Origin of the sequence: Segatella baroniae B14, assembly GCF_022024235.1 — a bacterium.
GTDB classification, from domain to species: Bacteria; Bacteroidota; Bacteroidia; order Bacteroidales; family Bacteroidaceae; genus Prevotella; species Prevotella bryantii.
Map to the genome: position 1 here is coordinate 1,907,428 of NZ_CP091799.1, position 12,573 is coordinate 1,920,000.

Annotated in this window: 9 protein-coding genes (1 of these 9 only partly in view); 2 read left to right on the top strand and 7 right to left on the bottom strand. The window is 37.5% G+C overall.

Going from position 1 to position 12,573, the window contains the following annotated elements; all coding sequences use genetic code 11:
* Positions 1-17: 17 nt before the first annotated feature.
* The gene (locus L6469_RS08155; protein ID WP_237851067.1) at positions 18-2,087 is read left to right on the top strand and encodes an HD family phosphohydrolase; all 2,070 of its coding nucleotides are present in this window, start codon (positions 18-20) and stop codon (positions 2,085-2,087) included.
* A gap of 159 nt (positions 2,088-2,246) precedes the next feature.
* Positions 2,247-3,806 (top strand): OmpP1/FadL family transporter, encoded by a 1,560-nt coding sequence (locus L6469_RS08160; protein ID WP_006281537.1) that lies wholly within the window; start codon positions 2,247-2,249, stop codon positions 3,804-3,806.
* 30 nt (positions 3,807-3,836) lie between these two features.
* Here the strand turns inward: L6469_RS08160 and priA are convergent, their stop codons facing one another.
* The 7 genes from priA to L6469_RS08195 all read right to left on the bottom strand — a co-directional run.
* Positions 3,837-6,107, bottom strand: a complete 2,271-nt coding sequence (gene priA / locus L6469_RS08165) for a primosomal protein N' (protein WP_039869676.1) — start codon at positions 6,105-6,107, stop codon at positions 3,837-3,839.
* Between the two features lie 75 nt (positions 6,108-6,182).
* Complete coding sequence (locus L6469_RS08170; RefSeq protein WP_006281539.1) at positions 6,183-6,803, bottom strand: porin family protein; 621 nt, start codon at positions 6,801-6,803, stop codon at positions 6,183-6,185.
* A 29-nt stretch (positions 6,804-6,832) separates the two neighbouring features.
* Positions 6,833-7,855, bottom strand: coding sequence for a gliding motility protein GldN (gene gldN / locus L6469_RS08175; protein WP_039869713.1), 1,023 nt, complete (start codon positions 7,853-7,855; stop codon positions 6,833-6,835).
* 20 nt (positions 7,856-7,875) lie between these two features.
* Positions 7,876-9,432 carry a gliding motility protein GldM gene (gene gldM, locus L6469_RS08180; protein WP_006281541.1) on the bottom strand — a complete coding sequence of 519 codons (1,557 nt, stop codon included), beginning with the start codon at positions 9,430-9,432 and terminating at the stop codon, positions 7,876-7,878.
* Positions 9,433-9,460: 28 nt separating this feature from the next.
* Entirely contained in the window at positions 9,461-10,276 is an 816-nt protein-coding gene (gene gldL, locus L6469_RS08185) for a gliding motility protein GldL (protein WP_006281542.1), read from the bottom strand.
* Positions 10,276-11,727: an SUMF1/EgtB/PvdO family nonheme iron enzyme gene (locus L6469_RS08190; protein ID WP_006281543.1), complete on the bottom strand. Its 1,452-nt coding sequence runs from the start codon at positions 11,725-11,727 to the stop codon at positions 10,276-10,278. Before L6469_RS08190 ends, gldL begins: the two co-directional genes overlap by 1 nt.
* Positions 11,728-11,754: 27 nt before the next feature.
* Positions 11,755-12,573 carry the 3' portion of a type IX secretion system membrane protein PorP/SprF gene (locus L6469_RS08195; RefSeq protein WP_039869683.1) on the bottom strand. Its footprint extends 147 nt past the window's final position, so the window shows 819 of its 966 coding nt (coding positions 148-966); its start codon lies off the right edge, out of view; its stop codon occupies positions 11,755-11,757.

Consider the following 12,573-nt stretch of genomic DNA (forward strand, 5'->3'; position numbering starts at 1 on the left):
AAATAAAAACACTGCAAATGAGCGCATTCAAAAGAAAAGAAGAACACTATTGGCGTAATTTTTTCACACGTATCGGTCTTGTCTTTGGTACGGTTTTTATTATCGTGTGGTTTTTGCCACGTGAAGAAGGACAACGTTTTCACTACGATATCAATAAACCATGGATGTATGGCTCATTCATAGCCAAATTTGACTTTCCTATTTATAAGACCGATGAGACCATTCGTCAGGAACGTGATTCTATGCTCAAACTATTTCAGCCATATTATAGATATGACGTTTCAGTAGAAAAAAAAGAAATAGAAAAATTTAATTCAGATTTCAAGGAAGGAATCCCGGGCCTATCTCCAGAATACAAAGCTACGATTATCAATCGCTTACATCAATTGTATACGGCGGGTATCATGTATACACCGGAATATAATACTATTTATAAGGATACCACAAGCATGATACGAGTGGTCAATGGGAAAAAAGCACAAAGTGTACAACTGAACTGCTTCTACTCTACTATGGGTGCATATGAAAAACTATTCAAAGACTCTATTCTTGGGAAACAGAAGCTGATTTTGCAGAGATGTAATTTGAATGACTACATTGAGCCAAACTTAATCTATGAAAAGAACAGGACAGAATCGGAAAGAAACGATATGTTAAGTAGTATACCACTAGCAAGCGGAATGGTATTAAGTGGCCAAAAGATTATAGACCAAGGAGAAATTATCGACGAATATACTTACCGCGTCCTCAATTCTTTCGAGAAGGAGATGAAGCGAAGAGAGTCAACACAAATAGAGATTACCACAACATACATGGGGCAAACACTGTATGTCTTCATACTTGTTTTATTATTCTCTATCTACATAGTTTTGTTCAGGAAGGATTACTTTGAAAAAAACAGAAACATAGCCATGATCTATGCGATGATAACAATCTTCCCTATATTCGTATCTCTCATTATGAAGCATAGCATCTTTAACGTATATATCATTCCTTTCGCTATGGGTGCCATCTTTATACGTGTCTTTATGGACTCAAGAACAGCATTTGTAGCTCATGCCATTATGATTCTCATAAGTGCAGTGGCAGTAAAATATCAGTATGAATTTGTTGCTGTTCAATTAGTATCTGGCCTTATTGCTATCTATTCACTCCGGGATCTTTCCAGAAGAGCACAAGTATTTAAGACTGCTATATATGTAACACTGGCTAGTTCAGCTATTTACTTGGCCTTACAACTTATACAAACCAATAGTTTGAGCGAACTTGATAGAAATATGTATAAGTATTTTGCCATAAATGGTATATTCCTGCTACTTGCATATCCGCTTATGTTCTTAATAGAAAAGACATTCGGATTTATCTCAAATGTCACCTTGTTTGAATTATCAAATACCAATAAAGGTGTTCTTCGCGATTTGAGTGAGATTGCACCTGGAACATTCCAGCATAGCATTACCGTGGGTAACTTAGCTGCAGAGATTGCAAACCGTATCGGAGCCAACAGCTTGCTCGTCAGAACAGGAGCATTATATCATGATATCGGTAAAATGAATAATCCTGTTTTCTTCACAGAAAACCAAGCTGGTGTAAATCCACATGACAACATTCCTTATCAAGAAAGTGCACGTATCATCATCAGCCATGTAACAGATGGCTTAAAACTTGCAGAGAAATACGGTTTACCAAGTATTATTAAGAGTTTTATCACTACGCATCATGGAACAGGACTTACCAAATATTTCTATATCAAATATAAAAACGAGCATCCTGATGAAGAAATAGACCAAACTATATTCCAATACCCAGGTCCTAATCCTTTCACTCGAGAACAGGCTATATTAATGATTGCAGATACTGTAGAAGCTGCTTCACGCTCTTTATCAGAATACACAGAAGAAAGCATTAGCAATCTTGTAAATAAATTAATTGATGGTCAATTAGCAGATGGTTTCTTTAAAGAATGTCCGATTACTTTCCGCGATATTTATCTTGCCAAAAACGTACTGATAGACCGTCTCAAGGCCATTTATCACACAAGAATCCAATATCCAGAACTCAAAAAAGCTCAGAATACAAGAGCATAAGATTATCACATAAATTCACAAAAGAATCTTGCACAATTGTTATAGTTTGTGCAAGATTCTTTTCGTTTATTGTTAACATACTTTAAATAGGATTAGCAAATTAGGTAAAATCGAACAACATAAGTAACTTTGCGACCAATTTGTTATAGATATTTTAAGATGAATAAAATGAAATTGGCATTTACTGCTATCAGTATAGCAGCATGTTCTCCTGCTTTTGCTGGTGGATTACTTACTAACACCAATCAGCATATAGCATTTAATCGTATGATGAGCCGTGAGGCTTCTATAGGCATTGATGGTGTGTATTATAATCCAGCCGGTGTAGCATTTATGGATGATGGTACATATTTTTCTATCAACTGGCAGACCGTAGCACAGACCAGAACCATAGAGAATGAGTACGCATTATTTAATAATAATACCAATAACCCTACAGCACAACGTCAATTTAAGGGAAAAGCATTTGCTCCTGTACTCCCTTCATTCCAGTTTGCATATAACAAAAACAATCTTTCATTACAAGCTAACTTTGCAGTAGCCGGTGGTGGTGGTAAATGTAAATTCGATGATGGCTTAGGAAGTTTTGAAAAGATAGTTTCTGAAACTGCCATGGGGGCAGTTGGACTAGCTAATGCTATTGACGGCACTATTAACCAAGCACTGCAAACAACAGGAATGCAAATTTTTACGAACGACGCAATGTTTGGCACAAAAGGCACATACAGTTTCAACAGTTATATGCGTGGTCGCCAATATTATTTTGGACTTTCTGTTGGTGCAGCTTATAAGCTGAATTCTAATTGGAGTGTATATGGAGGTCTTCGTACTGTTTATGCATCCTGCAACTACTATGGATACGTAAAGGATATAAAAGTTGGTAATATGCCACTATATCAAGTATTAGATCCGAGCAAATCGAATTCAGCAGATATTGAATTGAATTGTGATCAAAATGGTTGGGGATTTACACCAATTATTGCTATTGACTACAAACTCCGTCATTGGAATTTTAGTGCTAAATATGAGTTTAAAACTCGCATGCGACTTAAAAATGAGTCGGTTAACAGAACTCCAAGTATTGGTAATTTACCGGCAAACCTAGCCTCAGCGTTCTCTGCAAATGGTTTCGATGAAAATACAAGTGCAGCAATATTAAATAGTAAGAACGTAACAGATGCCATGGTAAGTTTAAAGACTCAGTTTGACCAAAAGCTGGATGAAGCTATCGGTGAATATGCAGATGGCAAGAGCATAGCATGCGATATCCCGGCATTATTAACCTTGGGTGTAGGCTATAGCCCTATAGATCCATTGCGCATCAATGTTGGTTACCATTATTTTTGGGATAAGCAAGCTACTGCATATAACAATAAAAACGAGAAACTTTCTCGTGGAACAATTGAGTTAAATGCAGGTGTCGAATATGATGCTAGTAAACTTGTTACAGTAAGTGCAGGTTGGCAAAATACAAACTACGGCCTCACACGAGAATATATGGAAGACAAATCGTTTGTTACCAGTTCTAATTCCATTGGTGCAGGTGTTTGCCTTCATCTTACAAATAAATTAGATTTGAATCTGGCTTACTTCACAACACTATATGGTCATGAGAAGACTAGTGAAGAATCGACTTTGGGTACAACTAAATTATCATATAATTCTGATTACACCCGTACCAACCATGTATTCGGTGTTGGTGTCGACTTCAAATTCTAATCCATACCCGAAACTGCAACGATAAGATTTTTATAGCGGATCTACATCATAAAAGATCTGCAAAGCTCCGTAACGCGAGTCCTTCAACATGTGCTCTTGAGCAAACCGAAGGTACTCGCGTACTTTATTAAGATGAATACCATTCTCGAGTTTTAATACGATTTTACGGATATTCATATCCTTAATTCTAGATATAGAAGGTTTATCTGGACCTAACACACGCTCACCAAACCACTGTTTGAGCGTATATCCCATCTCCTGTCCAGCCATTTCTACAACATTATCTTTCTTATGTTTCATATACACATAAATTAAATGATAAAATGGTGGATAATGAAACATTTGTCGCTCAGATAAAAGACCTTTAAAAAAGGAAGTATAGTCATGATGCACAACTTGCTGTATAATCGGCAGATCTGTATTTCTGGTTTGTAAAATCACCAATCCTTGTTTTCCTTTTCTTCCTGCTCTACCACTAACTTGAGACATCATCATAAAAGCATGTTCATAAGCACGAAAATCAGGATAATTAAGCATACTATCTGCATCTAATATACCGACCACACTGACCCGATCAAAGTCCAGTCCTTTACTAATCATTTGGGTACCTATAAGCAGATTGGTTCTTCCAGCAGAAAAATCACCTATTAAGCGTTCATATGCATTTCGAGTACGCGTAGTATCAAGATCCATACGGGCTACCTTAGCTTCCGGAAATATTTCACGGATATAGTCTTCTATTTTCTCTGTACCATATCCTCTACCTTTTATCTCTGTACTTCCACAGTTTGGACATTCAGATGGTACAGGATAAGTAGAACCACAGTAATGACATGTCAACAAATTCAGATTCTTGTGCAATGTTAAAGACACATCACAGTTCAAGCATTTAGGAACCCATCCACATACCTTACATTCTATCATCGGAGCAAATCCTCTTCGATTTTGAAAGAGAATAGCCTGCTGTCCTGACTGCAATGCGGCTCTTACAGCCGCTAACAGTTGAGGAGAAAAAGGACCATTCATCATCTTGCGGTGACGCAAATCTTTAATATCTACCACCTGTATTTCAGGCAATTGTATACCTTGAAAACGTGTTTTAAGCTCCACAAAACCATATTTACCATGAACAGCATTATAGTAACTCTCCATGGAAGGAGTAGCTGTTCCCAATAAAGTTTTAGCTCCACACCGCTTTGCCAGCACTACTGCCACACTGCGAGCATGGTAGCGAGGAGCAGGGTCTTGTTGCTTAAAAGAACTTTCATGCTCCTCGTCAACAATAACCAAACCTAGACGCTGAAATGGCAGAAAGACTGCACTTCGTGCACCCAATATAACGTCATATGGATGTTCAGATATCTGCTTTTTCCATATTTCCACTCGCTCATCATCACTGTATTTAGAATGATAAATACCCAATTTATTGCCAAAAATCTTTTTCAAACGTTCCATAATCTGCACGGTTAATGCGATTTCAGGAAGAAGATATAACACTTGCTTGTGTTCATTAATAGCTTTTTGGATGAGATGAATATACAATTCCGTCTTACCACTTGACGTTACGCCATGTAAAAGTACGACATCTTTCTGTTCAAATTGCTGAAGTACCTGATGATAGGCTGTTTGCTGAGCATCGCTCAATTGCTTTAATGGTAATAAAGCAGATGAATAAGAAGTATTTAGTCGACCAACTTCCTTTTCATAAATACGCAGAATTCCTCTATCACATAAAGCTTTAACAACAGTAGAAGTACAAGGACAAGCATTCATCAATTCTTCACGCGTAATCTCTTTAATCGGTTCACGCGGCTGATCACCTTCTAAAGAATCCCAATGACTCAAGGCTAAAAATTCGATAAAGGCTTTTTGTTGCTTAAAAGCACGAGATAATGTATGCAAAGCTATATGTAGCGTTTCTTCATGTTGATAGTTTTCAGCCAGTCCCACATAAGTTTCCATTTTAGGTTTATACTTATCCAGGCTTTTCAAGCCACCAGGAATCGCTGCGGTATAAACATCGCCTATCGGTGACATATAATATGAAGATATCCATTGCCAAAGATCTAACTGTTCTGGATACAATATTGGCTGATCATCTAAAATATCAAGTATTGGACGTACCTTAAATGATGGATCATCATGATGCAAACGAGAAGCTATAGCAATATACTTTTTACTTTTCCCCAATGGCACCAAAACACGCTGACCTACGGCTATCCTATCCATCATTTCTTCTGGAATACCATAGGTAAAAAGCCCCTCTAGAGGAAGTGGTAAAATAACATCAACATACTTCATAATGAACAAAGGTAAACAAAAAAATGCAGACAACGAAGAGGTTGTCTGCATTTTATATGAGGATGCTTATAATTCCTAGAATAAATAAGCAGCACCAATCTGCCAAGTATTATTACGACTATTATAACTCTTGGTTGCATTAGATACAGCATCCCATACATCCAAATTAGCAGATTTGCCACAAGCAATATTATAGTTAGCTGTCAATTGAATATGACTCAACAAAGTTGCTCCAATACCAACATTAATACTGAATGTTGACTTCTTCAAAGAATAGCTATCTGTGCTATTCCATTTAAATTCAGAATCGCCAACATTAATAGCCCACTGAGGACCAGCAAAGAGGAATATATTAGCTGCATCACCTAGGCCTACTCCATAACGCACATTTACAGGAATCAATATAGACTGTTGCTTGATAGACTCAGAAGATGCCGCTGATTCGTTCGCTACTTTTGAAGTTCGGTTATCATACAAAGCTGCAGCATCAACACCTAAACCTATAATAGGAAGCGTGAACTTAACCATTGGACCTACAAAGAAGCCTGCTCTATTAGAAGCTTTAAAAACTTCTTCACTATTCAAGCTCATACTCGTAGCATCGATACCAGCCTTTATACCAAACTTAGTCTGAGCATTTACTGAAGTTGCCATCAAACACATGACAACCAACAATGCAGAAAATAATTTTTTCATTATACCTTATCTTTAAATAAAAACTTACACTAATGACGCTGTCTACGGACTGTTACACGAGCACTACTTCCAGTAGAAGATTCTCCGCGAGAACGCTTTGATGAAGAATTAACTTTATCTCTTCTATTTTTAGACTTTGCCACCTTATTCTTTTTCACATCTACACGTGACTTAGCAATGCTATCTAGAGAATCTTTCTTAGCTTGATCTCCCCAAATATTCTTTTCAAAAGCCACAAGCTCTGCTTCGATACGCTTTTGCTCTTTTGTCAAAGCTGAGTCTGTATTGCAACACTGAGCCAGAGTCTTGCCCAACATATTAGTGGTCTTATAAATCTTACCCCGATACTGATTCCTTGTAAAAAAATCATCAATGCTCATAGTGGCAGCATTATTCAGATTACTTGTCATAATCTGCTGCTTAGCGAGAAAAGGAGCTAGATCATCATATCTCACCCAAAACAAAGGATACTTCTGAGAGCCATCTCCAAAATCATCCTCACGCTGCATAATAGGACACAAAGCTAACACCTTAGTATGAAAAGTAGCAGATACCTGATCAAAATAAGCACTTTCCTTCACATAATATCCCTTAACCTCCTTAGATGGAATATCACTATCATCGATATGAATACCTCTATCCGTTCGCTCATAATAAATATGATAATTATCTAGAAAAGCCTTCGGATTCACCTTTGCTGCATCAACAAAAGACTCATTACCATCCAAACGATACTCATAAACATTAATATTACCCGTCATAAATAACTTAAAGATATAAGTAAACAGATTCATCTGATTACCTATTGACTCTGTTGGATAGTAAAGACCAGCATTGGGATCGAGCATCAAGTCTACTTCACGATAGATATCTCTACGCCAAACCACATTTTCTTCCATTGGAGCAGCTGTTGGGAAATCCAAACGAGCACGAGTCGTAATATTGTTTGCATTCGTCTGAGTTTTCTGCTGAGCCTGACGACGAGCTGTAGGCTGTGCCCAGACAGTCATCGATGTACATCCCATCAGAAATATGAATAAGAGTTTCTTCATTTTCATTTTAAATCTATTCATTATTTTACAATAATTTCCATTGCTGTAGGCAATTTACGAGTAATTCCATCTGGACCAATCGCCGTGATATGAGAAATATAGAAACGCTTGTTACGAGATAATTTTCTAAATGTATCTCTCTGCCGATCAGTAAAACTAGCACCTGCTGATGCCATTGGTATAGCATTTCCCATATTATCAAAAAATACAGTTTCAAAACTAACCACACGGAACGGGATATCCAGCAAGCCATCATCTATAGCTGCATGGATACCACTAGCCCCCATCAAAGCAGCTTTTCCCATGCCACCACCTTTAAAGCGATCTGTACCCAAACTGATATACGCTGTAGGATCAGGTAATTTCCTTACATGAAAAATAAAAGAGCCTGCATTACGCATATTTTTACCATCACGACCAGAAATATGTAATGTAACATCTTTACCAACAGCAGTTGGTTTTACTATAAAATGTCCATTACCTCGAGATGATACTGAAGCCCCAGAAGCTGTAAGTGAAACCGCATTTTGCGGAATACCCGGCATACTAACACTTACTGGATTTTGGAAACCAGCATAGAGCACATTCATCAAATCGGCAGCAACAGTTGCTGTATTTGGCGCTGGTATAACACTATACTTCTGCAAAAAATTCCGTCGAAGCGTCTCACCATTAGCATTATGCATCAAAATATAACCACTAAACTGATGTTCGCCTACTCCACCTGCCGTAAAAGAGTAATCACCCTTAGCAGAACGTACTCGAGAACCATTCACATAGATTTCAGGTATCTGTGTTGTGTCTATAGCTGCCATTACGATATTAGCATTAAAACGCTCCCCTGGATAAAGAGTTGTTTTCTCTGGTATTACAAACGCATCAAGTTTATTAACACGGATATCTTTCAAGCCAATATTAGCAACTAACGTATGAAGCACCTCACCCTCTGCATATCTCACATCACTTTGTAATTTCGATAGCAACGTAACAGCAGCAGCCACTGGCATATTCTCAAACATATATTCTTGCCAGTTTTTACCTAACGTATTTGCTTTCTTTGGTAAAGCGGTAGACAAATTACTAGCAATGATCTTTTTTTGTTCAGGATCGGCTATCATCTTTAAAATTTGCTCTCTATAACGATTTACCGCTTCATAGAGTTTTTTTCCTTTTCCTGAGCCAGGTGCCAACATAATAATACCGGCGGCCTCCAAATTATCTTTATTTTCAATATGATAAACATCACCCGACTCACCATCAGCCTCTCTTACTATTGCAACCTTCAATGATTGAGCAAAATTATAGAGAGAATCACTCATATTCTTTACAGTTGTAGCTTTTTCAAACCACTCCCGCACCTTCGCCGGATTTTTCTGCATTTGATCTTCAAAATCTTTATATAGCGATAGATTCTCTGAGGAAGAGTTAGCTGTTGTTCTATTCAGGCTTTCTTCGACAATAGAAAATCCATTTAGGACTTCTGTTGATATATTTAGAGCCAACATGGCCATCAAGACGACATACAACAAGTTTATCATCTTTTGGCGAGGTGTAACTCTTTTTTTCTTTATAGCCATAGTGTTTTAAAACTTAAAAAGGATAAGATCAGTCTTCATCTTTGATACGAGAAGCGCCTGCCGGACGAGCTACCTGCATATTTACAGTCATCGCCTCAATCATTCGAGCATAGATCTTATTCAGTTGCTCTATCTGCTCTGCCATCTTACGGCTCTGTTCATTGATTTGGTCAATAGTACCAATCTGCTGACTTGCACTTTTAAGTTGCATTTCATAAACCTTACTTATGCCTGTAAGTGTACGGTTAAGATTTTCCATTTCCTCACTATCACGTGTAAGACGAGTACTCTGCTCATTAACTTTACTTAAAGTATCTACAAGTTTCTTGAGTTCTTCTATATAATTATTCTGAGCATCTACTACCTCCGTATTTATTGGAGGAACAGAACCTAAATTATGAGAACCGTTTTCTATCTCTACCGCTGTTACGTTTGCAGCCTTAGAAGCATCATTCAATGAAACAGGAACAACCACCGTTTGGGTACCAGCTACACGAGATGCTCCATTACTTCTTGTAGTAGCAACAACATCATTATTATTTACACTTGCTTTATCATCATCATCCGTTGTTGCCTTAAAAGCATGAATAGCAAGATCCATACCCTCTTGAGTTTTATCAAAAGGACGATCAAAAGCTGAAATAAAGAACACGAGGACTTCGGTTCCCATACCCAAGAATAACATGACATTAGCTCCAGGAAGGTGAGTCAGTTTAAAGAGGGTACCAAGAATTACAATAGAAGCACCCCAACTGTAGGCATAGTTTAAGAATGTCTGTCCAGGTACACTATCCATCCACTTTTGCAGACGATAGACAATATTAAACTTACTATACTCTGTCATTATTTTCTCTTATTAGATTTTTGTTTTGTACTAGATGTTGTAGCCAGACTTCTCACACAACGGAAGCCAATATATGAACGTGGCTGATTTTGGTATTCCCAACTTCTCCATGCTGATCTGATAAACGATTCTGGATCTTTCCATGAACCACCTCTAACACTTTTTTTCTTGAGACGATATGGATCTTCTTTTGCAGCCTTATACTCTAGCTCTGGGTTCAAGTCATTCATAGCATCGACACCAGACTCTGTATACACAGTATTAGTCCACTCAGCCACATTACCTGCCATGTCATAAAGCCCATTAGAATTAGGAGAAAAAATTCCAACCTTACTTGTTATCAAGTTACCATCTTGGGTATAATTACCACGATCAGGTTTAAAATTAGCATAGAAACATCCACTACCATTTTTTACGTCTTGGTTTTCCCATGGAAACTCACTTCCATTCTTGCCTCTCGCAGCATATTCCCATTCTGCTTCTGTTGGAAGGCGATAACGCTGTACAAAACGGGCTTCGTTACCCAGTCCTTTTAATAAATAATCAGTTCTCCATGCACAAAAAGCATTAGCTTGTTCCCATGTCACACCCACTACAGGATAATCATTATAAGCAGGATTACTGAAATAACTTCTTAAATATACTTCATTATCAGAGTTTTTAAAATCATTAACCCACACTGTTGTATCAGGGTAGATATTCACGATATACGTATTCAAGAAATCCCAAGGACCAGAAAGAGGTCTATTAATCGTTTCACTTACGATTCTACCTTCATCATCAATATAAGCAGTATCTTTAGAAATCATAACCACTTCGCTTTCATCCACCGCAATATCTGTATTCAGATTACGTTCCTGTGGACGGATTCGATTTTTACGAAGAGCCGCTTTTGTATAGTCATAGATTTCATACTTATAATTCATCTGTCGCCAGTCTAACAATTTTTCACCTGTCACTGGGTTAACCGTATACAAACTCTCATAAGCCCGCTTTTCATCTTCATTTGGCTTACGAGGCAACGGCTTTTTCCAGTTCAAATGAGGAGTTATAGGATCACCATTCTTATCTTCTGTAATCATATAACTTTCATCACCACCATATGAAGGATCTGCAAGACGTGTTCTTAACAAAGAATCCTTGACATAATTAATAAATTGTTTATATTCTGAATTTGTGACCTCTGTTTCATCCATCCAAAAACCATCAACAGAAATATCCTTTACAGGAGTATTCTTTCCCCACAAAGAATCATTGTTCTCTAGGCCCATCCTAAGATGACCACGATTAACTTTAACCATGCCATAAGGAGTAGGTTCTACGAAATTTCTTCCACCTACGCCAACTACTTCACCTCCTCTTCCTGATACAGACGCAGAGCGAGCACCCAAACACCCTGATAAAGTTATCAGAGCAATGGAAGAGCAAAGGGCTAGTAATATTTTTTTCATAATTCGCTTTCTATTATATTCTAATTTCTATAGTATTCTTACGCTTTTATGAAGGTTTTTACCTTTCTTCATTAAGTTAATATCCGTTTGGTATCCAATACATAATTCATGACTTCCGTTACCAATGCTAATAGCTGAAGTATAGACTTCATAGCTATACCCTATAATAACACCATGAAAATTGCCACCTACCAAAACCGTAACAGAATTAGTCGGACTATAAGCTAAACCACCGTATAATAATTTCTTATCATGATTATAAACTAAACGTCCTGTTATATCTGCACGATAACTTACACCATCCGTACGAACCAAGACAGAAGGTTTTATTGTTAAAAACGGGTTTCTTAGTTTAATATTGTATCCTCCTGTTAAATAATAAGTTGGGTCAATCTTGAGTTCATTGATATTATTATCTGACGAAGAATAAGTTATTGTAGGAGCTGTAATATGCGTAACTGACAAACCTGCATACCAATTACCCTTGGAATAATACACACCAGCTGACAAATCCATACCATTACCAGTTACATCAGAGGTAGGAAGTGCATTATCAGTACCCGATTCGGTATCATCCAAATCCAGTTCGCTTCCCTTAAAAGACTCACTGGCCATACCTGCTTGTAAGCCGATGCTTATTTGTCCCCCTAAAAGCCGATGCTTATAAGCATATTGCACACTAATCATCTGATGCTTCATTAAACCCAACTGGTCATTGATTAACTGTATACCAACCCCATGAAAATTCTTCATAAAATAAAGAGGCATATCTGCAGCAACATACATGGTACGAGGGTTTTTCTCGAAACCTGCAAAGTTTAATGCATATGCAGCATGAATATTGAG